This window comes from Algoriphagus limi (genome assembly GCF_024919275.1).
Taxonomy (GTDB): domain Bacteria; phylum Bacteroidota; class Bacteroidia; order Cytophagales; family Cyclobacteriaceae; genus Algoriphagus; species Algoriphagus limi.
This window is the reverse complement of record NZ_JANWGH010000001.1, coordinates 107,093-130,801: the sequence shown is the minus strand read 5'-3', so window position 1 is coordinate 130,801 and position 23,709 is coordinate 107,093. Positions and strand designations below refer to the sequence as shown.

General features: G+C 35.9%; 14 protein-coding genes. 11 read left to right on the top strand and 3 right to left on the bottom strand.

All coding sequences use genetic code 11. The annotated features are described in order from the left end of the window. Positions 1 to 8: 8 nt before the first annotated feature. The 5 genes from brxC to brxL all read left to right on the top strand — a co-directional run bounded on the left by brxC (position 9) and on the right by brxL (position 14,038). Positions 9 to 3,623 carry a BREX system P-loop protein BrxC gene (gene brxC / locus NY014_RS00570; RefSeq protein WP_259412581.1) on the top strand — a complete coding sequence of 1,205 codons (3,615 nt, stop codon included), beginning with the start codon at positions 9 to 11 and terminating at the stop codon, positions 3,621 to 3,623. 1 nt (position 3,624) lies between these two features. Beyond that, positions 3,625 to 7,662, top strand: a complete 4,038-nt coding sequence (pglX, locus tag NY014_RS00565; protein ID WP_259412580.1) for a BREX-1 system adenine-specific DNA-methyltransferase PglX — start codon at positions 3,625 to 3,627, stop codon at positions 7,660 to 7,662. Then, positions 7,659 to 9,464 (top strand): DUF262 domain-containing protein, encoded by a 1,806-nt coding sequence (locus tag NY014_RS00560; RefSeq protein ID WP_259412579.1) that lies wholly within the window; start codon positions 7,659 to 7,661, stop codon positions 9,462 to 9,464. The genes pglX and NY014_RS00560 overlap by 4 nt, the downstream gene beginning before the upstream one ends. A gap of 95 nt (positions 9,465 to 9,559) precedes the next feature. Further along, on the top strand, positions 9,560 to 11,947 hold the full coding sequence (locus tag NY014_RS16375; RefSeq protein ID WP_259412578.1) for a PglZ domain-containing protein: 2,388 nt from the start codon (positions 9,560 to 9,562) through the stop codon (positions 11,945 to 11,947). Between the two features lie 3 nt (positions 11,948 to 11,950). Further along, positions 11,951 to 14,038 (top strand): BREX system Lon protease-like protein BrxL, encoded by a 2,088-nt coding sequence (gene brxL, locus NY014_RS00550; RefSeq protein ID WP_259412577.1) that lies wholly within the window; start codon positions 11,951 to 11,953, stop codon positions 14,036 to 14,038. Positions 14,039 to 14,280: 242 nt separating this feature from the next. Here brxL and NY014_RS00545 read toward each other — a convergent pair whose 3' ends face one another. From NY014_RS00545 to NY014_RS00535, 3 genes are all read right to left on the bottom strand, one after another. Further along, a complete protein-coding gene (locus NY014_RS00545) occupies positions 14,281 to 14,925 on the bottom strand; it encodes a hypothetical protein (RefSeq protein ID WP_259412576.1) in 645 nt (214 codons plus the stop codon). A gap of 234 nt (positions 14,926 to 15,159) precedes the next feature. Then, positions 15,160 to 15,972, bottom strand: coding sequence for a hypothetical protein (locus NY014_RS00540; protein WP_259412575.1), 813 nt, complete (start codon positions 15,970 to 15,972; stop codon positions 15,160 to 15,162). Between the two features lie 35 nt (positions 15,973 to 16,007). Next, on the bottom strand, positions 16,008 to 17,024 hold the full coding sequence (locus NY014_RS00535; RefSeq protein ID WP_259412574.1) for a helix-turn-helix transcriptional regulator: 1,017 nt from the start codon (positions 17,022 to 17,024) through the stop codon (positions 16,008 to 16,010). Positions 17,025 to 17,141: 117 nt separating this feature from the next. Here NY014_RS00535 and NY014_RS00530 point away from each other — a divergent pair, with 117 nt between their 5' ends. The 6 genes from NY014_RS00530 (at position 17,142) to NY014_RS00505 (ending at position 23,709) form a co-directional block, all read left to right on the top strand. Then, a complete protein-coding gene (locus tag NY014_RS00530; protein ID WP_259412573.1) occupies positions 17,142 to 17,318 on the top strand; it encodes a hypothetical protein in 177 nt (58 codons plus the stop codon). A 66-nt stretch (positions 17,319 to 17,384) separates the two neighbouring features. Then, on the top strand, positions 17,385 to 18,728 hold the full coding sequence (locus NY014_RS00525) for a reverse transcriptase domain-containing protein (RefSeq protein WP_259412572.1): 1,344 nt from the start codon (positions 17,385 to 17,387) through the stop codon (positions 18,726 to 18,728). 3 nt (positions 18,729 to 18,731) lie between these two features. Then, the gene (locus NY014_RS00520) at positions 18,732 to 19,613 is read left to right on the top strand and encodes a hypothetical protein (protein WP_259412571.1); all 882 of its coding nucleotides are present in this window, start codon (positions 18,732 to 18,734) and stop codon (positions 19,611 to 19,613) included. 74 nt (positions 19,614 to 19,687) lie between these two features. Then, on the top strand, positions 19,688 to 21,814 hold the full coding sequence (locus tag NY014_RS00515; RefSeq protein WP_259412570.1) for an ATP-dependent DNA helicase: 2,127 nt from the start codon (positions 19,688 to 19,690) through the stop codon (positions 21,812 to 21,814). Continuing rightward, positions 21,804 to 23,303, top strand: a complete 1,500-nt coding sequence (locus NY014_RS00510) for a DUF7017 domain-containing protein (RefSeq protein WP_259412569.1) — start codon at positions 21,804 to 21,806, stop codon at positions 23,301 to 23,303. Before NY014_RS00515 ends, NY014_RS00510 begins: the two co-directional genes overlap by 11 nt. Positions 23,304 to 23,325: 22 nt before the next feature. Further along, positions 23,326 to 23,709 (top strand): hypothetical protein, encoded by a 384-nt coding sequence (locus NY014_RS00505; RefSeq protein ID WP_259412568.1) that lies wholly within the window; start codon positions 23,326 to 23,328, stop codon positions 23,707 to 23,709.

Sequence of the window (23,709 nt, the reverse complement as noted above, 5' to 3'; positions counted from 1 at the left end):
TTAAAGCAATGACGAAGATTAAAGAAATATTTGGTTCAGATAAAAACATTTACAGACCAATTGAGAAGGTGGTCACCTTCGGAAGTGCATCAGAACTAAATCTAAAAAATGAAGTTTCTGAATATGTAGTTACTGATAAGTTAAGAGATAGTTTTGACAAAATACTTGATTCCTTATACCGAGGAATGGAAGAAGGAACTCATGAGGTTGGTATTTGGGTAGCGGGGTTTTATGGTTCAGGTAAAAGTTCCTTTGCTAAGTATTTGGGGTTTGGCCTCAAAAAGGATTATAAAGTAGATAACCAGCTTTTTTTAGACAGACTTTCCAATAGGATTAATTCTACCCCTACAACACAACTTTTTAAGAATATAGTTAATAAATTCGACCCTGCAGTAATCTTGTTGGATTGTGCAACCGAACAAATCAAAGGCGGTACACTACCTCCCATCCTTGAATTAATGATTGCCAAGGTAAATCAATTAGCAGGCTTTTCTTCAGATGAAAAGTTAGCCGAATTTGAAAGGATGTTGAGTAATGATCACAAGCTTGACTACTTTAAGAAAAGAGTTTTAGAGGAATATACTGAGGATTGGGATCTGATAAAAACAGGAAAAGGTGGAAGTGGAATGTTGAAAGCGAAAGAAATCGCGAGCCACATGGCCCATGAAATCTATCCTTATATCTGGAAAGACCAAAGAGCTTTTAAAATCCTGCGTATTGAGGATATGAGTAGTGATAGGCAAAAGGTTGAAAATCTTCTTGATACAGTGAGAAGGATTACCGGTAAGGAAAATATAATTTTTGTGGTGGATGAAGTGGGCCAATATATTTCTGCAAAGAGTGGATTGATCACCTCATTAGCAGGGACAATGGAAAACCTTAAAGATATTGGAAGTGGAAAAGCTTGGCTATTGGCAACAGCCCAACAGACGCTAACTGAGGATAATCCAAATGCAAGACTAAATTCAGATAAGCTTTATGGTTTAAATGCACGATTTCCAATTAAAGTTGAGATAGATTCGTCTGATATTAAAGAGATCTGTACCCAGAGGATTCTTGGGAAATCCAGCAATTTCTCCGATCAACTACGGAATCTTTACAAGGCGGATGGAGAAAAGCTTCGCCATTATACCAAGCTAGAAAAGTGTGAACGTACGATGTACGTTAAAGACGAGCTGGATGAAAAACTTTTCATCAACCTGTATCCATTTTTGCCGCAACACTTTGAGATCATCATTTCTCTTCTTGGCCGATTGGCAAAGATTACGGGCGGGGTTGGTCTGCGGTCCGCAATCAAAGTCATTCAAGACATTCTCACCGAAAAATTAGCGTCTGAAAGCAATCCTTTGGCAGAATTTGAAGTGGGTAAATTGGCTACTACCTACCATATCTATGATGTACTGAAGGCTGATATCAGAAAATCCTATAGCCATATCGTTGGAGCAGTGGATAAGATTACCACTCTTTATGGAGAATCCTCAGACCAGGCCAAAGTCTCCAAATCCATTGCGGTATTACAGTTACTTGATGATTTTTACCTCTCCACAAAAAATGTGGCCTCACTGATGCATCCTCATGTCAAAAGTGATTCTGTCTTTGCTGAGGTGAGTTTGATTATTGATGAGTTGAAAAATACTCCTGGATGCACACTAAATGAAATCGATGGGCAATTGCGGTTTATGACCGATGCAATCATCAGTATTGAAAATGAAAAGAATAAAATAACTCCTTCAAGTAGTGACATTAGGAAAATCTATGAGGCTGTTCTTACTGATATCTTTTCCCCTGTTCCAAGTGCCAGATTGTTAAATACCAAAACAGTAAGATCAGGGGTCAATTTCAACCAAGATGGGAAGGTTTTTAAATTATTGGAGACCAATGAAGAAATCCAAATGGAGGTTCTTTTATTGAGGCCAACTGAATATTCAAAAGAATTGGAGAATCTTTTGAAGTCTAGTACAGATAGATCTCAGTTATCAAGATTCTTTCTCATAGGTAAGATCGAAAAAGACATTACCAATGACATTATCGAAATAGTAAAATGTGAAGGAATCTACAATACCCGAAACAGATACGAGGATAAGGAAATTAATGATTATCTGAATAGCCAAGACCAAGAAGCAAAACGGCTTAAGGACAATGTCAGAAGAATCATAATTCAAAGTTTTGAAAAAGGTGAATTTGTTTTTAGAGGAGCAAATAAACCTGTGGTATCCTATGGAGCTAAATTCAAGGAATCTGCTAATGGAAAATTGAAGGAAGTAGCTGAACTTGTATTTGAAAAGTATAAACAAGCTCCGATTCAAATCGGAGGCGGCGATGCTGAAAAACTACTTACCTATGCAGATTTGAAGATGCTTCCCCAAGCACTCAACCATTTTGATTTAATCAAGGGAGACGGTAGCGTAGATCTGGATAAAGAGGCAATTAAATCTATCAGGGAGTATATTCTCAAAGAAGATCTTGTGGAAGGAAAACGACTTCTTGATCACTTTGATACAGCACCATATGGCTGGAGTAAAGACACCACCCGGTTTTTGGTATCTGCCATGTTTATTGCATCCGATATTAAACTTCGGGTTAGTGGTCAAGACATTAAGGTAAAGGGGCCAAAGGCGATTGAAGCTTTGAAAAATGTAAACGGCTTCAACAAAATAGGGATTTCCGCTTATCAAGCCACTGAAAAGCCGTCTATGCCAATGTTAGCTTTATCTGTGCAACGATTGGCGCAGTTAACAGGAGATCAAGTGGCACCTCTTCAAGACAAAATAGCTGAAGTGGTAAGAAGGCATTTTCCTGAATTTCAAACCAAGTATTCTTCAATCAAAACAAGGCTAGAATACCTAAACCTACCCGGACAGGATAAGGCGCAGGAAGTTCAAGATGGAATATCCGAAGTCCTCAAAGGGGAAGGCTCTGATGCAGCCTTCCGCTTAGGAAAACCGGATTCTGATTTGTTTGAAAATCTGAAATGGATCGGAAGTGTCTACAAAGGTTTTGAACAAGGAATGGAGAGTGCTTTCAAAGAAGCAAATTCCCTGAAAGAAAGTATTGATGCCTTGCCAGATTCAGGGATACTCAAAGAACTTAAGGAAAATACCCAAAAAGACTTCGATACTATTCAGGACATCATTTCTGATGACACTTTTTTTGATCGTGTATCTGACCTAAAAGACGCTATTTCAAATATCAAAACACTTTGTTCTGATTACTGTCAAAAATTACTTGCTACGGAAAACGAAAAAATTGAAGCTGAGGTAAAACAAATCAAGTCAGGCAAAGACTGGTATAGTTTAAGTTTAGAACAACAAGAAATTCTTTCCTCAGAGATTGATGGGTTGGTTATTGAGAATAAACAGGGACTAGACGGAATCAAGGATATTTTGAATTCCAATTATGTTGTAACCAACAAGATTCTATATGTCAGGGAACAACAAGCAGAATATCTTAAATCCAAACCTCTACCAGCAAAATCTCTTGAAGGCGGTAGAAAAGTAAAAAAAGACTTTACCGCCTTCTCTAAGACCATTTCATCCGAACGTCAACTTGATGACTTGATATCTGCCTTGGAGGCGGTTCGAGATGAATTAAATGCAGGTAATGAAATTGAAATAAACTGGTAAGATGTCTTTATCTCAAGGAGCTAGAAATAAAATCAAATCCTTCGTACAGGCTGCGAAGAAGCTGTTGATGAGTGAATTTGAAACTCAACTTCAACAATTTTATGGTATTCGACCCAACGGAACCTGCCTTCTGGTAGAAGAACTTACCGCAAGGGAAGCCTCTGTAATCGAAACCGCCAGACTGTTGAGACAGCGTCTGCATTATTTGGAATCTACCATTGCGGGAGACAATAAAGCACCTGAAGCTGTACGGCAATTGATACGGGAACAGGCTTTTACCATTCTTAACCGTTTCGCTGCCCTCCGAATGTCTGAGGAGCGAAACATCATCCGAGAATCCATCCGCAACAGTTATAATTCGGAAGGCTTTTTAGTATACGATCAGTTAACCGGTGGTGCTAAAACAGCAGACCAATTCACCCGATACAAATGGTATATAGGTCATGTTTTTGACGAATTGGCTATCGACCTACCTGCAGTATTTGACCGCTTCTCCCCATACGCTTTATTGTTTCCTTCGGAGCGGGTTTTATTGGATTTGTTACTGATCATCAATGATGAAGAACTGAATATTTATCGGGAAGCTGGACACCAGCCTATCAACCTTTGGAGAGAAGATGAAACGATCGGGTGGATCTACCAATACTACAATAGCAGAGAAGAAATATCTGAAATGCGGGTGGCATCTGATGCTCCACGAAATAGTAGAGAGCTGGCAGTCAGAAACCAGTTTTTCACTCCTCGCTATGTCGTCCAGTTCTTAGTGGACAATAGCTTGGGTAGACAGTGGTATGAAATGACCAAAGGGCAAACTGCCCTAAAAGACCTTTGCCAGTACATGGTCAAGCAATCTTTAGAAATCTTTTTGGAGAAAGGGGAAGCTATTCCTGAGACCAAAATAGATGGGGCACATTATGTGGAATTCAGAGCCCTCAAAGATCCCCGTGAGATTCTCTTTCTCGATCCTGCCTGTGGTTCTATGCACTTTGGGCTGTATGGCTTTGATCTTTTTGAGCAGATCTATATCGAGGCATGGGATCATCATCCAGCTCTGCTTCGAGATTTACGGGATCAATACCTTCGGGAAGATTTCATCAGAGAAATTCCCGGCTTCATTTTACGATACAATATTCACGGAGTGGATATTGACCCAAGAGCAATCCAGATCGCAGGACTGAGTTTATGGTTGCGCGCTCAAAAGAGTTTTGATGCATTGAATATCCAACCGGCAGACCGCCCTTCAATCAGTAAAAGTAATCTGGTCATCGCAGAACCACTTCCTGGGGATAAGCAACTGCTCAGTGACTTTTCTAAATCCCTTCCCGGACCTATTGGGAAATTGGTAAGGATTATCTGGGATAAAATGCAACTGGCAGGGGAAACGGGTCTTCTGCTTAAGATTGAGGAGGAACTCAAGAAAGAAATCGAAATCGCCCGACAGGAATACGAGCAGTATAAAAACTCCACCACACAAGCGTCCCTCTTTGGCAGCAAAGAAGAGAATAGAGCGGCTGAGATGGCAGCCATCTATGGAAAAGGCCAAAAAATCTCCAAGGACTTTTTTGATACCGCAGAAGAAGAAGTACTTAAGGCTTTGAAAAGCTTTGCAGAAAACGCTGAGGGGGAAGATGCATTCCAAAAATTACTTTTCGCAGAAGATACCGCTAGAGGATTTGCCTTTATCGAATTATGTCGGAAGCGATATGATGTAATTGTAATGAATCCTCCGTTTGGAGCAGCATCTGAAAATTCGAAGGTTTATATTGAAATAAATTACCCACTTAGTAAATATGATCTGGCTTCTGTATTTATCGATAGGATGTTGCAAATGCTAGATAAAAAAGGAGACCTGGGAAGTATTACAACTCGGACAATTTTTTTCCTTGGATCATTCACTGCATGGCGTTCAAAAGAATTATTAACCAATAACCATATAAGGTATTTTGCTGACCTAGGAGGAGGTGTTCTAGATGCAATGGTTGAGGTATCTGCCTATATAATCGGTAAAGGATATTCAAAAAATTTATCAAGTTTTTTTAGAGCAACAAAAGAATCTAAGAAAGATCACTACTTAAATAAAATCATTAAAGACCAATTAAAAGATTATTATTTAGTTAATACTGAATCATTTAAATCAATATCAAATGAACCTATTTGCTATTGGATTGATAATAAAACTTTAGAGTTTTTTAAAAAATCTCAAAGATTTGAAAATGAAGTTAGAGGTGCAAGACTTGCACTAAAAACCGCGGATAATTACAGATATGTTAGAAATTCTTGGGAAATTGATGAAAAAAACATTGCTTTAGAAAGAAACTCAACATTCCTAGGAAATAATTGGAGTTATTTTTTGATGAGTGATTCAAGTTCAAGATATTTTTCAAGTAATGATACAGTCGTTTTCTTTAAAAATGACGGCTTTGAATTAAAACATAATTTTAACAGTGCTGGACAATTGAAATCTAGGCCAATGGATACTTATGGTGTTTTTTATAGGTCTGGATTGAGTTGGAGCTTTAGGACGGCAAAATTCCAACCACATATAATTCCTTTTGGAAATATTGCAACAAGCGGCAGATGTATAGCTGTATTTCCGGATCTAAAAGAATCAAAAGTTACTGTTTCTCTTTGGAACTCCGAATACATTGACTATTGCTTAAAGTTGAGTATGGAGTGGATTGAAAGGCCAAAATTTATCAATGGAACTGTTAATCAACTTCCTTACCCTGAGTTACCATTAGTTCTTCAGCAAAGACTTTCTGAAATGACTGAAAGTCAGTATGCCCGGGTTAAATCTTGTTTTGATATCGACGATAAAAGCCTTGCATTTGTAAACAATGAAATGTTTAAAATGACTAGCATTACAAAGTTTTCAGATATACGAATAGAAAATTTAAAAAATAACAAGGAGGCGTATTTAAATGACTTATCAAATCTTAATAATTGGGTGTATGACTATTTTGGGATAACCCAAGAAGAGCGTGAAGATATTAAGTCTATTATTTCAAAGGCTGGAAATGATAATGAGGGCAAAGTATTTGATCAAACAAAGGAAGAAATAATTCACTCAATTTTTTCAATATTGGTTGGATGCGTTTATGGTAGATGGGATGTGAGACTTTTGAAAAACTGGAAACAGGAATGGAGCGATGAAGATTTATTCAAAGCCCGAAAACACAGCCCATTTTTATTTGGACCAAGAGAATCTACCTTAGATTTAGTCCTTCCTCAATATCAAGAGAGGATTAAAGAAATCTGGAATACTCCTTACCCAATTGAGGTATTGGATGAAGTAGCAAGCGTATCTGACATAAATCCTTTAACCTATAAGTTAAAAGAAGTCATTCGATATTTTTGGCCGGAAACCTTTGAGACAATTGAGGATGAATTAATTGAACATTTTAAAGTAAATGACCTTGCAGAGATTTTTGACAAGCACAATAAATTCTTTGATGCTCATTTAAGGGATTATACGAGGAACAAGCGGGTCTCCCCTATTTACTGGCATATGGGTGTGCCTTCCGGGAGATTCACTATTTGGGTGTACTATCCAAAATTAAATGAAGGCTCCCTGTTTAAGATCGTCAATGAATTGGTTGACCCTAAAATCAAGGAAATAGCCAAAGAGGTGGATGTACTCCAATTCAACGGTTCGGCCAAGGAGTTGAATGATCAAAAGGAATTTTTGGCGGAATTGGTAAATTTCAAAGAGGAGTTGTTACGAGTAGCGCAGCTTCCATACAAACCTAATCAAGATGATGGTGTTTTGATTAATGCTGCACCTTTGCATAATCTCTTCCGGCATTCGAAATGGAAAAAGGACACCGAAGCTTGTTGGAAAAAGCTACAAAAAGGAGAATATGACTGGGCTCACCTAGCCTATAGTATCTGGCCTGACCGAGTTCGCGAGAAATGTAAGAAGGATTTGAGTATGGCTATAGCCCATGGCCTAGAGGATATCTGTGAAGTCAAATCGAAGGAAAAGAAGGAGAAGAAATCGAAGGAGATTAAAGAAGAAAAACAAACGAGATTTTTATGAAAATAACCCCTACCCCACTCTCTATTAATCAACTTTTTAGTACAAGAAATGAACAATTTTATATTCCTGCCTATCAAAGAAGGTATGCGTGGCAATGGAAACAGTGTAAGGAGTTGTTTAATGATATCAAATACCTTACAAATGAAGATTCACATCTCCTAGGAAATCTCGTTTGCCTCATAGGCGCACATTCAGCAGATATTAACCAATTAGAGGTTATAGATGGCCAACAGAGAATTACAACATTATCCTTATTGCTTACTGCTATTAGTAAATCACTAAAGAAAAAAGAGGATTTTGAGGAGGCTCAAAAAATAGACAGCCTATTAACATCCAGTGGTTTAGATAGAGTGAAGAAAAATAAGGTTGAATTAGGGGAATTGGATAATCCGGATTATATCAAAGTTTTGAAAGGAACCGATTCAGATACAATTCAAAATTTAAACCTCAAGAACAACCTCCAATATTTTTCTGATTGGCTTGAAGAATTGACTGATGAAGAATTTTATTCCTTCCATTTCAAATTAATGGATAAGGTATTAATCATAAGATTGGATGTTTTTCAAGCAAAAGACGCCTATAAATTATTTGAAACAATTAATAACAGGGGGTTAAGCCTGAGTGCCACGGATATTATCAAAAATTTTCTCCTTGGGCATGCTTCAAGCCTTGACAATGAAACGCTAGAATCTGTTAAAGAAAATTGGAAAAACATCATTGTTTCATTGGATGGTATATCTACCGACGAATTTTTCAGACACTACATGTGCTCTCAATTGAAAAGAAAAATTACGTACACCTTTTTAAATGACGAGTTCAAGAAACTTTACATTAAGAGTGTCAAAAATTGCGAGGGTTTGGCCGAATATAGAGTTTATTCAAGACTCAAGACTGAGGATTTTGAAAGTGAGATCGTGGAAGAAATAGATACCGAAGATGAGATCATCGAGGAAATTCAAGAAAAGGATTTAACTGAATCTTCTGAAAAAATTACTGCAACTGAATTTGCCAAAAATTTGGCAGGTTATGCAAAAACTTATTCTTTGATACGGAAAAGGAAATTTGCTAACCAAAAGATCAATAATGCCATTTTTGATTTACAGAGAATTCAATCGGTGCCAGCTTATACATTCCTTTTGGAATTATTCTCACGCGAACAATTTTCCTATTCAGACAAGCTAGAAATATTGAGGATGATTGCAGTCTTTATGTTAAGGAGACACATTTGTTCCAGACAAACAGGTGTCTTGGATAATATTTTTTCAGACTTGGTCCATAAACTAGACGGTGAGGATGTAAAAAATGCAATTAAAGAAAGGCTATTGAAAGACATGCCAGATGATCAAGAGTTCAAATTAAACTTTACAAAGGCTGACTACAAAAGAAGCATCAATAGAGCTAAGTATGTTTTAGAGCAAATTGAATACACTCTTCATGCATCTACAGGAGAATTCACTATAAATTCAGGAATGGATGTCCATTTGGAACACATTATTCCTCAGGTAATTACAACAAAAAAATCGAAAAAGGAATTTGGTGATTGGGAAAAATATCTAGGAAATAATTCAAAATTGGTACATGGAGACTATGTGAACAAGATTGGAAATTTCACCCTACTTGGTCAAAAATTGAATATTGACGCATCAAATAATCCTTTTGAGGACAAATTGGTAGAATATCAAAAATCATCTTTCAAAGTCACAAAAGAGATTATAGATAATTATCCTGAGTTTAGATTTAATGAAGTTGAGAAAAGATCGAAAGTGTTAGCTGAAAGGGCAATAGATATTTGGAAGATTTAATGATACGAGAGTTTATAAAAAAACATTTTCAGAAAAAACTTGAATCAGGCAATGGGCTGGTTATCTATGATCCAATCCGATTCTATAAAGAAATTGTGCAAGAGCTTCAGAGTTTAGATATCAAGGTTGTAGATGCCTCTGAAAATGTAGTCTTAGCACGTGAGGAAGCCTTGGACTATTGGGTACAAGAGATGCCCAAAAATGAAAATGCAAAGCTTGTGGTATATGTCCCATTTGAAGCTAAGAAAGACCAAGATGATTTGACTTTTGACCCATTTATTATATTCTCTGCTGGAGGAAAAGTATTTCCGAATGAGGCAGCCGATGAATATAAGCAATTGTGTTTGGCCGCCTTGCCGGAAAAGGAATCCAAGATCGAGGAATTTTTCAGGGAGGATAGTCATCCCTCTTTTGATGCCATTGATGCCTTGGTGGATGGAAATAATTACCCTAAGCTAAAGAGTGGTTTAAAGGCCAGTTCTTATGTAGAAATATTAATGGCCATTCTAGCTCCATCTTCTCAGCAAGAAGACTTTTTACAATCTGATAAAACTTGGGTAAAGGAATTGAAAACCTTTTCCAAGAGTATTTTAGGAGTAGGATTACAAAAGCAAAAGCTGGAAGGGATTAGTAAAGAACTTTGGAACCTAGTTCTTTTCAGTGAATTTGCTCATGATCTACCCATCTCACTTCCTTCCAAGCTGAAAGATGTTCCCTTGGCGGATATTAAGGCAAAGCAATTAATTCATGATGTCTGCAACCTACTAAGGAAACGAAAAGACTTAGAGGAAATCTATGTAGAGCAAGCCATACGGGTAAGTGAAGAACTCTCTTTGCCCAAGCTTTTTGCCAATGAATCCAATTTGGGATATATCAATACGTTTTCCTTTGAGGATTCTGCTTATTTCAAGGTTTTTAGGGATTTCCTTCTAAAAGGAAATCTGGATGATGCTAACCTGATTCTGGAACAGTCGCTAAACTCAATTTGGAGTGCTTATGATGAGGAAAGACGTTTATCCTGGATGATTGGAAGAAAAGCACTCTCGATCAAGAAATTAACCATAAAATTAGAAAGCAAACTAAAGCAAAATAAAGATCTCCAATCACTTGTGGAATGGTATTCCAGTGAAATATGTGAATTAGATACTCTTCATCGTGAATTGGATAAAAATGTTGCAGAAATAATCACGGTTTCCGAATTACTGAGATCAGTTCATAAGTATGCAGTTAATGCCTACCTAGATTTTACTGAAAATCTTCAAGAATTATTCCTTTCCCTCATTGAAAAGGAAGGTCTTACTTCCCTTTCTATTTCAAGAAATATCGACCTTTTTGATAGGAAAGTTGAGCCCTTGATCAAATCAGGTAAAAAAACAGTTTACTTTTTGGTCGATGGAATGCGCTATGAGCTTGCCAGACAACTAAAATCCAGATTGGAAAGGGCATCTTTTGATACAGATTTACAACCTTCTCTAGCTTTCATTCCTACAGTAACAAAGTTCGCAATGGCAGCTCTTATGCCTAAAGCTTTTTCAAATCTTAGTCTCAGGATTAAAGGAGACAAATTAGAACCCTATCTATCGGATGTAGAGTCTTCAACAAGAGATTCAAGAATCAAATATGTAGCCGGAATTTATGGAGACAAGGCTTCATGGGCTTGGGAAAAAGATGTTTTGGCAGGGAAATATATTCATTCAGAATTACTTTTTGTTACAACTACCGAAATTGACCAAGCGGGTGAAAGTTCACCGGACAATGCACAGCTACTAATAGAGCAGGCTCTAACCAAAATTCTTAAAGTCTCCACTAAATTGAAAGAAGAGGGATACGAGGAATTTGTCCTTGGTTCAGATCATGGATTTGTTTTGCTGCATGAGTACAAGGCAGGCAACAAAGCCGAAAAGCCAGTAGGAGAATGGTATTTGCAAAAACCAAGATGCTTAGCAGGAAAAGGGTCTACAAATCCCTACCATTTAGAATTAAAAGCCTCAGATCTTGGGGTACAGTCTGAAGTAGATCAATTTCTTTTTTTAAAGAATTTTGCCACTTATGAAAAGGGGAAACAATTCTTCCATGAGGGAATATCATTGCAGGAGATTATTACCCCTTGTATGACTTTTAGACCGGAAAAAGTCATTCGAAAAGATGAAATTCAGGTAAATCTAACCTATAAAGGAAAGACTTCTGGAGAAATCACAACGATGAGGCCGATTTTGGAAATTGCATCCTTTAGCCAATCACTATTTGGTGGAAATCTAGATATCCAGATCGAAGCGATGAGTGGAAATAAGCCAGTAGGGGTATTAACCCCTTCTGAGAATGTAAATTCAACTACCGGATACTTGGAAATCGAACAAGGAAAAACCTTGAAGTTTTCCTTGGCTATGGATGAGGAGTTCGAAGGAGAGTTCACAGTTTTTGCCAAATCCCCTTCTTCAGGATTAATCCTATCCGAATTAACCCTAACCACAAATTATTTGTAACCTATGGACGCATTAGACATCAAATTAAATGAATGCTTTCCTGGCAAGGTTGTCAGAAAAGATTTGGTTCATGATATCAAAAAAGCCGCTAATGTTCCATCGTTTGTATTGGAGTTTCTTTTGGCAAAATATTGTGCTACGGATGATCCAGAAGAAATAGCTGAAGGCAAAAAAGCTGTCTTAGAAGTAGTTGAAAAAAATTATGTCAGACCAAATGAGGCTAATAAAGCCCAATCACTTGTACAGCAAAAAGGAAGACATAAGTTTATCGATCGAATTCATGTAAAATATACCGAAAAGGAAAAACGTCATTGGGCTGAAATGGAGAATTTTGGTTCAAACAGACTAGCTATTAGCGAAAAATTCTATAAAGAGAATGAAAAGCTTTTGGAAGGAGGCGTTTGGGCAGAAGTTGTTGTGGGATACAATCCCATAGAGGAAGACAATTATGCATTCTACATTGAAGAATTAAAGCCGATTCAGCTAGCCCGATTTGATTTCAATAAATTTTTAGAAGGCAGACGGAATTTTTCTACTGAAGAATGGATAGATGTTGTCTTGAGGAGCGTAGGGATAAACCCTGAAATTATCGATAACCTTCCAAATGAATACAAAGGAAGGGTTCCAGAAGGCAAAAGACTTAAATTACATTTTTTAGCTCGATTGATTCCTTTGGTTCAGGCCAATTATAACTTCATTGAATTAGGCCCCAGAGGCACAGGAAAATCTCACTTCTACACGGAATTCTCTCCATACTGTACCTTAATTAGTGGTGGTAAAGCCAGTACCGCTACTCTTCTTTATAATAATGCAAGAAAGAAAGTTGGACTGGTCGGTTTTTGGGATACCATAGGTTTTGACGAAGTAGGAAATCTTGACATAAAAGATACCGATACAGTTCAAATAATGAAGGATTACATGGCAAAGGGTCGTTTTAGCCGAGGAAGAGAAGTAATCGCTAATGCTAGTTTTGCATTTGTTGGTAATATTGATCAATCAATCGAGCAAGTAGTAAAATCAGACAAACATTCATTATTCTTAACACTGCCTAAAGCCTTTGACTTTGCGATTCAGGACAGGTTTTTCTTTTACCTTCCGGGATGGGAAATACCAAAAATGGACCCAAGATGGTTTGCATCAAACTACGGATTGATTACGGATTATTTTGCTGAAGCCTTTCATTACATGTTTAAAAACAATAGCTCTTACAGCAATATTCTTTCTGAGAAAATGAAACTAGGTCCCAATGTAGAGGGCAGGGATGATTTAGCCATCCAAAAAACAACAATGGGGCTCCTTAAACTAATTCACCCGGACGCAAACCCTACCGATCAAGAATTTGAAGAAATTTTAGAGTACGCTATTGAAGGAAGAAGACGGGTAAAGGAGCAGATGAATAAAATGAAGGAGGATGACGAATACAGTCGTATAGATTTGTCTTACTTCAATAGTAAAGGTATTGAGAAGGTAATCTATTGTCCTGAAAGCAAACTAGTTTTAACAACCATTTCTTCCGAAAATCAAGAAGACATAGAAGTTCAATCAATTGACCTTCCCTCTCCCACTCCAAAAAATGATTTGCCGAATTTGGAAAATCATGATTTCATTACAAAAAAGGCAATTGAAAAGAATCTTAAAATCCGCTATGGTGATGTGGGTTACAGCTATGAAGATGTTTTCAAGGATTACTTAATTGGTGCTGAATCCGTAACTATACAAGATCCTTATATTAGGCAAAAACATCAGATTTCCAATTTTTTAAAGTTTGCCGAACTCTTGGTAAAAATCGGAGATTGTAAGAAACTTCACTTAGTGACATCTGCAGATGATTTAGAACAAGAAAAAGAAAACAAATATGCTTTTGAACAGATTGGTAATAGCCTTTTCGAGCATGAATTAGATTTTAGTTTCGAGTTTTCTTCAACCGTTCATGACAGGGAAATAACTACATCCAATGGTTGGAGAATTGTGATGGGAAGAGGCTTGGATTATTTCCAATCATTAGCAGGCAACTACTTTCAAATTGGTACAAATGATCAAAGTTTAAGACCTTGTTTGGAAACTAATTTTGATTTTATTAAGACTCTATAATGATAGTTCAGTTTCGGACTATAGATAATTTTTGATGTATTCATAAAAAGAGAAATACAAATTCAATCGAATGAGTATTTGTTTATAAAATACTTTCTTGGGGCATTACCTTTGAATTGATCGTATAAAGTGAAGTTTCTAATTCCAATACTTCTACACTTAGCTTAAAGAATCATTTTTTTGAAGATTAGGATGCAACGATTACAAAAAATATTTAAGATGAATTTAGGTTTAACTTACAATTATTGGTGTTGTTTACTTTCAAAGAAACAATTTGGACACAGCTTATGCCAATTTTCGCCTACCTGATTATAACATCCAGGTGTTTCACATTCATTTATCCCGAAATATAATTCGTAAGCCTGCCCTTCATAAAGACCTCCCCAAAACACATAACCACTTAATCCCTTTTTCTTAATTATTTCAGCGATTAATTTCATCCGGAGATCATGATCAGATTTTTTTTTATAAACTTCTGATTTTGAAAACCATCCTTTTGATTTTAAAAAATCCAATTCTCTTTTTTCATTAAAATATTCAACCAAATGATATGATAAAAATTGGGAATTATCTACTTGGTAAGTATCCTTAAACTTTCCACCTATATCGATAAATTTTTCTATCTGTTTTTTATGTTCTTCTATCGAGGTGGTCAATATTTCTATTCTCGTTCTTTTTTTAGGTTCATTAGCTTTATTCACTAGAAATACAAGAACCATGTATACAATTCCTGACCAATAAAAAAACAATAACAAATCCACGATATTGCTTTCCCATATTTTGCCACGAGCTATAGTTACACGAATTACAAATAAAATAAATACCAATATGAATAACGGAAGGCATCCATCACTAATGTGAATATTTTTTTTCTTCTCCTTTTTCATTTTTTGGCATTTATAAATTTGGCTAAGGGCCAAAAGCAACTGTGAATTTTTATCGAAGGTCTCAACAGAAAATATTTCATCAATATTTAAAAAGAAATTAAATACTTTTTCTCAAAATTTTAAACTAAACCTAAAAGGAATAATCCACTACCTCTTGAGGCTGCCGGAGAACTTTCAAGGTTACAAACTAAAAATTAGAAATTCTTATGATTAAAGCATTTGCAATTCGTTAATTCACCAAAGCACTGTAAAAGGATCAAGAATAGCCAAGAAAATAAATTGTCCGTTAAATACTACAAAAAACATCAGCTCAAACGACCATATTCTTGAAATATACCCCTGCTTTCTGAATTCTTTGAAAATAGACCAAGCAAATATCGATGATACCAAAATGAGAACCATACAGTATATCATTGAAAAAACTGAACTAGAGACCCCGAAATTAGTAAAAACACCTTCATAGGTGTATTTAAATGGAGCCTCTAAATCACTTGGCAAGTACTCATGGTATCTAAATAAACCATAACAAAAGATTGCCTGAAAAAGGATCAATGATAAAGTTCTATAATCAGTAAACATTTGTTTTAAATATTCTCTAAAAGTCAATTGGGCTTGAACTGGTTCAGGTAGTTCAGGCAAATCAAAAAATTGAGACCTATACCAATTCATCACTGTAAATAGAAGGTGAATTGATATTAAAGCATCCTCAGTGGATGCAGGAGCATCTATGCTAGAATGCCGGGATAAATTCCCCAATATCCTCAAATTATGGATCCTAGAAAGGATATTATTTGGAATGACCTGCTTGATTGAATCGTTTTGTAGAATTTCGAATAAAGTACTTGGTGGTTCAGAGTTTTGTAAAACCTGATTCCAAATCTTTTTAAAAATATCTTCTAAAATTGCTGTGATTCTTAAAATGGCACTATCCGGATCATTACTAAGGTAACTTTGAATCCTTTCGAATTGGTCATCGTAAGACTCAAAACTATTTTTTAACACGATTAGCTTCGTGTTTGCAATTTCAAATTCTTCAGATCCTATCAAAACATTCCTATTTTTCTAAAATTTAAAAAAATCCGCTACTTGTTGTATAATAGAATGGCTTTTTCTAATCGGGATAGTATTTTTTCTCTGAATTTTTTTGGCTCAATTACTTTCACACTTTCTGCATAAGAAAGAACCAACCTTTCTAGCTCATAATTAGGAATAACATCTAGCTTAACCTCTAAGATATTTTCCTCCATCCATTTTGCTTTTTGGGATCCATGAAGAGGTTTGGTAAAAATGTATTTCCCAGTCTTTCCAAAAAAATGTAAGACGATAGTTTGTATTTCCTCCCCTTCCGGTTTTGTCACACCTATCATATCCTCAAAATATTCATCCCACTTAATCTCAGTATTTTCAACAAATTCAATTGATAATTCTTCAATTTCTAAAATTCGATCAATAGCCAGGTTCCAGTCTGACTTTCCTGAGCCAGGATTAAAGCCAAACAAAAACCATCTCCCATTATACTGTTTTAAAAAGTAGGGATGTAGAGTGAGAATATGAGGATTTTCATCCTGATAAGGATGGTAGGTGACCTTTAATGGCTTCTTGTACCGCAAGGCGTTATATAGCACTCCCAAATGATCTTTCCCTTTTAAGTATTCATTTGATTCAAATTCCATCAGCTTATTTCCAGAATCATGAATGGAAAGTCCTTGACTAAGTTTTGGAACCATTTCACTAATCCATTCAAACTGGGGCATCCCCTTGAATTGTGTTAATATGTCTATAGCTTCTTTTAGCTGATCGATTTCAACTTCATTGAGAGGCATATTATTGATAGAAAAGGAAAGTTCTTTGTATCGATAAAAAACTTTCTTCCCATCCTTATGGCGTTCCAAATCAACCGACCAACCTTCTGAACTTTCCATAAATTTTATATCATCAAAAATTTGCCTTCTTGAAATCCCTTTAGATTCGGGATCAATTTCAGCCAATACTTTTTCACACTCTTCTATCAGATTATCAATGAAATAACGCTTGCCTGGATTTCTGAAGCAGTTATCAAGTACTTTATATCGTATTAATGCGTTTTTGTTAGTTGACATTTTATTCTATTTTCGAAACACGACAAATTACCAAAAAACAATCAGTGCATGAAGACTGCATAGATTTTGTTTTGTTTTGTCTCAGTTCTTTGAAGGTCTATCGCAAATTATTGACTCGTGCTAACTGGAAGTGCCTTTTTAGGTCTTCAAATCGGTTGGTTTCTCGGTTCAATCCGAGATGAAGGTTTCTTGGTTAATTTCCGAACAGCTCCTACTCCTCTCAGGATGGTCGTGGGAACTGAGCATATGGGAACAACAATGAAACAATATTCTACTACAGTACTTAAGCTTTAACAAACTTAAGCAGGGTATAAATGAAGAATAATGCGATAGACCCTCAGGAATTTTTTCGAATATTTTATGAGATTAGATCCAAGCCAAGTTCAACACCTTAGAGAGACGTTTGCGAAAATTCAAACGAAACAGGATTTTATTACATTATTGAATGAGATTAAACCCATGATATATGGGGAGAAAACAGTTCCTTTTGAACTGAAACAACTAACCTGGTATGGGAATCCAAAACTTGGTGGAAAAAGATATTTTGAATTCCAGATTAAAAAGAAATCTGGTGGGGAAAGGAATATTCATGCCCCAGTTAATGGTCTAAAAGCCTTACAAAAAACAATCTCCATATTATTGCATTGCCTCTTTGAACCACATCAAGCAGCTTTGGGCTTTGTATGGGAAAGATCAATAGTTGACAATGCCCGAATCCATGTGGGTCAAAGATTTGTTTACAATCTGGATTTGAAGGATTTTTTCCCAAGTATCAATCAAGCTCGAGTTTGGAAGTGCCTTCAGCTTAAACCTTTCAATTTGAATAGAGAAACCTCTAAGGAGGTTCCTCAAGAAGTGAAGTATGGGAATTTATTAAAGTTAACAGGCCATAAATACTTTTCGATTGAAGGTAACTATATCAAAAATAGGGTTTCAATAAATAAACCTTTTGAAGATAATCGTTTAGGTATTGCCAATCTAATTGCGGCTATATCCTGTACCGAAATGGAAGTTCAGCGAAAAAATGATTCAGGAGAATGGATAAAAGTCAAAAACTCAGTTTTACCACAAGGTGCTCCAACCTCACCAGTAATCACCAATATTGTTTGCCAACGACTTGATTATCTTTTATCTGGCCTCGCCAAAAGGTTTGGTTTGAAATACAGTAGATATGCAGACGATATAACTTTCAGCTCAAATTACAATATTTTTAAGGAGGGCAGTGATTTCCAAATTGAATTAAATCGGATTATTTTAGATCAAGGATTTTATATCAATGAAAGTAAAACTAGGGTTCAAGGAAAAGGATATCGCCAAGAGGTTACAGGACTTATTGTTAATGAAAAAGTAAACGTACCTAAGCGTTATCTTAAGCAACTTAGGATGTGGCTATACTTTTGGGAAAGGTATGGATATGAAAAAGCTTCAAAATTCTTTTTAGATAGATATAAAGCTGATAAAAGCCATGTTAAAAATGATAAAGCTGATATGGCAAGAGTCATAAAAGGGAAATTGGATTATTTGAAAATGGTAGTGGGAGAAACCTCATCTTATTTGAAGTTGAAAAATAGATTTGATGTTTTAGCAAACATTGGAGGAACAGAAATTAAGAAAACTAGAGCAGAATTTTTAGAGGACGTGGTTGATTTATTGATCAACGATGGAATCGAAAAAGCAATGGATCTATACAATGAGAAAAGCTAATCCATGGAAAAGAAGAAACTAACAGCCCTTCTTAATTTAATTAGTGAATTGTCCGAGCTACCGGAAAATGAATGGTTTAAAAATCAACTTATTAAACAATTCAGTACGCACTCAGAAAACGTTTCGGAAAATCATTCATCCTATTCTAATCCTATAAATTTAGATCAGAAGGTAAATTTAATTCGGAAATACCTAGCTATTGATTTACAAAATTTAATTGACTATTCTGGCTTTGAAGAGCCTTCCAAAGAGCAGCTGTTTAGAGACTGTTTAGAAATGTGCCGATTTGAAAAAGGAACTCCAAACCATAAAAAGGATTTTGGGGAATTCTGTAGGTATGCTCATCTTCAAGCTGAAGAAATGATCAATTTCTTTTTCATAAAAGCATCTGGATCTAAAATCTCATTATTAGATAAGTACTTAAAGGAAAACCTTAGTAATTATAATCCAAGCAAAACCCCAAAATCTATTTTTCATATTAATTATTCATATAAACTACAAGCTCTCAAAGGATTACTTCAAATTAGCAAGAGATACATAGATCATCTATTTTTTCTAAATGATTTTAGAAACGAATTGAGCCATAGAAATTCACTTTCCAAACAAGATGACGATAAAACCTTGATTGAATATCAAAAACTGGGCTTTAATGACTCATTTCCAGATATAAGAAATCTAAATGGTTATGAAAAAGGAATATTAAATAAAGGCAATTTTATTATTTCGAAAAGAAAGGAAGAATTTCATAAAGTTTACGAAACTCTTGAAGGTTTGAAAGAAAATATCCTTGAAGGAATCAATAAGGGTTTAAAGTTACAGTTGAATTCTAATTCATTAGGCAACATAAACCCTAGCCTTGATAAGTTAAGAGAAAAATTTCAATAGCATTTCAATAGCCTATTTCACTTGTGCGAATTGGTCGCATAACTGCTCAATAACTTTGATTTTAACTTGAACTTATGAGCATTTTAAAACATTTTAAACATCTATCCCTAAGCGAAGACCAAGAAAAGGCATTGCGGGATATGGATCTATTTTTAGATAATAATGATCAGGTCTTCATTCTTAAAGGATATGCAGGAACCGGTAAAACAACAATTCTAAAAGGAGTTGTCGATCATTTAAAAGACCTCAATAAGCCAGTGCAAGTTATGGCTCCAACAGGTAGGGCTGCTAAGATTCTAAGAGATAAAACCGAGTTTGGTCAAACTATCCATAAATCCATCTACAATTTCCAAGAACTTAAAACAACTGATGATGAAAAGGATGAAGCAGGTTCATCATTTCATTATTTTTTCCCAATTAGAGAGATGGAGGAAAATGAAACCGTCTTAATCATTGATGAAGCTTCTATGATCTCTAGTAAGGAATCAAAGCATGAACTATTCACTTTTGGCACAGGAATTCTTTTGGAGGATTTGATCACATATTCCAAAATCCCTGTTTCCAAATGCAAATTGATTTTTGTAGGTGATCCAGCACAGTTGCCTCCTGTGGGTGATAAAAATTCATTTGCCTTAAATGAAGATTTTTTCCAATCCTTAGGATTAAAAACTGCCTCTGCAACACTAACTTCAGTCAAAAGGCAGGAGCAAAATAGCATTTTGGAAAATGCGTTTCGAATCAGATCCCTTATTGGAAAAAAAGAAAAATCTTTTTATCAACTTGACTTCGACCAGATCAATTCTTTTGAAATACCAACAGACCAAGTACCTAAAGAATATGTAGACCAATTCCCAATTCCTGAAATTGGTAATGGTATAATTATCTCTTTTAGCAATAGCCAATGCCACCAATACAATATCGGAGTTAGAGAAAAACTTTTCCCAAATCAAACTACTGTTCAAACTGGTGATGTATTAATGATTATTCATAATAATTACCATACCTATGGAATAGAGTTAATGAATGGGGAAATGGCTAAAGTAATGAGCGTAAACCCAGTTACATTGGAGCGCAGAAATATCCCCGTTTATGATATCATTGGAGGACGACGAATAAAAAAACATATTACTTTAACTTTTCGGGAAATTTCGATCCGGATGGCAAATCAACTTGAGGACTTGAATTGCCTGATTATTGACTCACTTCTCAACTCCCCCAATAGAGACCTTCACATCCTTGAAATGAAAGCCTTGTATGTGGATTTTGTGATGCGCTTCAAGGAAGAACAGGAAAAAAATAAAAACCTAGGGAAATTGGTTCTTAGAGTTGGTTCACCGGAATTTAAGGAGCGATTGAAAACAGATCCATATTTCAATGCAATTAGGGTTAAATACGGTTACGCAATTACTTGTCACAAGGCCCAAGGTGGAGAATGGGATACAGTTTTTGTCGATTATTATGGGCGGACCGGTTTGGCTGATGATCCTTTAAGATGGAGTTATACTGCGACAACCCGAGCTCGATCCAAGTTTTTTGCGACCAACGCACCATTTATTACTCCTTTTTCAAAATTTAAGATTAATCCTATTGGGGCTGTATCTCAGGTTCCAAGCAATGCGTTGAGCCTTGATTTGATTCCCATTTCTCCATTTCATAAAGAAAATCAGCATCTCGCAAAAAGTCTGAAGTATTGGGAACTCCAAGAAAAACTGGATAATTCACCTTATCAAATCACGCTTGTCCAAAGTTTGGGAGAATACCGTGAGCGATATACTATCCAATGTGAGGATCAAATCATCCAGATTGAATCTGATCACAATGGCGCTGGTATTTTCAACGAATTTCATGCTTTGCCAAATTCCAATGTCATTTGGAAACAGGCATTACTCGATTTGGTTAATCGGCCTTATCAAATTCTTTATTCTATTGATTATATCCCTTCCCTTGAAGTTCTCAAAAAACTATGGGGAATCATGCGTTTGGCAACGGAAGAAATAGATATCACCATCACCAATGTTGAGGAAAAGCCAGATAAGTTTTTCGTAAATTATTTCCTGAAAACGGATGCCAAAGCAGCTTACATCCAATTCTATTTTAATGGTAAAGGTCAGTTGACAAGTGCAAATCCAAAATCCTTATTGGGAGAAAATGATCAAAAATTGAATAAATTAATTCATAAGCTTCAGGAGTATGCCAGCTAAAGAAATCAAAGAACTACGTCAATCCGGAAGACTTGAAGAAGCGTTGGAAATGGCTAAAGCTGAATTCGATGAAAACCCGGAAAATATCTGGACCAAGCGAAATCTAAGTTGGGTATATTATGAATACCTGAAAACTAATGCCAGCTCTGAAAACTTTGAGGAATTTGTCATATGGTTAAACCAATTAGTAAAATTAGAGCTGCCAGAAGGTGAAAAAATGCTTTTCGATTCCCTGTCTTTCCAAATAGGGAAACTTCTGTTTGCGTTGACCAAGGAGGAATCCATTCCAATACAAAAAATCAAGCTGATAGCTGATTTAATCCAAAATTTCCATTTTTCGAAACCTTCAGATGGATATAGTTTTCTTTTAAAAGGCTTTCACAAAGGCTTAAAAGGGACCGAATATTACCTCGACTTTATCGATTGGTGGGGGCTTGAAAATTTGAACGAACATGATTTCCAAAAGGAGAAGCTTCCTAATGGGAAAGAAATTATGGCTTTAGCGGAGCAAGTATATATTTCATATGCTAAACATCTTTTACCTGAAAGAGATGCTTTAGGTAATGTCTACTTTAATCGTGATAAGGCAGAAGACTTCATTCCCAGACTTGAGGCTCTTAGTGAAAGTTATCCTAGCTATCAATACCCTCCTTACTTCCAAGCCAAATTACTGTTAGCTTTAGGGGATAGAGAAAATGTCTTATCGGCATTGATCCCCTTCGCTAGAAAAAAACAAAATGACTTCTGGGTATGGGAAATTTTAGCTGAGGCAGTAGAGGAAAACTCTGACAAGGTGTTCTCATGTCATTGCAGGGCTCTACTTTGTCCAAGTGCTGAGGAGATGCTTGTTGGTGTTCGACAAAAGACTGCGGATGTCATGATTCAAAAAGGACTATATTCGGAGGCAAAGACAGAAATCGAATCCATCCTTAAAGTAAAAGAATCCTATGGCCATAAAATCCCTTCAATCATAAACCAATGGGTCAACCAACAATGGTATATTGAGGCAAAGGGGCAGGAATCAAATAAATCCTTTTACCGAAAACATGCTTATTTAGCAGAGGAAATACTCTTTTCCGATATTCCAGAAGAGTCGGTTATCGTAGAATTTGTTAATTCCGAAAAAAGCATACTCAATTTTATCGCTTCAGAAGAAAAGTTTGGTTTCTTCAAATTCGATCGGTTTATAAAGAAAGTCCAGCCGGGAGAAGTGTTATCGGTAAGATTCAATGGAGGGACCAAAGGAGGGCGCTACAATGTTTTGACTTGCAAAAAAGCATCAGATGATTCCTTCAAATCCCAATTTCAAAAGGAGGTGGAGGGTATAGTCAAAATCAAACCCGGAGTAAGCTTCGGGTTTATTGGGGATGCTTTTATCCATCCCTCAATTATTACCAAGTATAAGCTTAGCGATGGACAATACTTTAAAGGACAAATTATCAAAACCTATGACTCCAAAAAGGAAAAGTGGGGATGGAAACTTTTGTAATCTCAATAAAATCTGAAAGTCTATGCTAAACGAATTGAAGGAGATAAAAGAAAAACTTAACCAACTTATTCTAGAGGTTGAGCGATTAGAAAACGCTATTCATGGAGAAGAAATAATTATCGAGAAAAAGGATTTTAAATACCTAAATCATTTAGGGAAAATGAATTCATTCAGGCATGTCTTTGAATATTTAAATGGAGTGTTTTTTGAACTCCCTGATACTCCAGGATCTAGTAACTCCTACCGTTATCATTTTTCAGTCTATACAAGGTTACTAAGTGGGGAATTGGATAAACTCATTCTTTTAAAATTAGAAAAGGAGTACACCCATAATGGGTTTTTGATTACTCACAAGGTAGAAGATTGGCCTAATGCGAAGTTTAGAGAAAATTATCGTAGTATATAG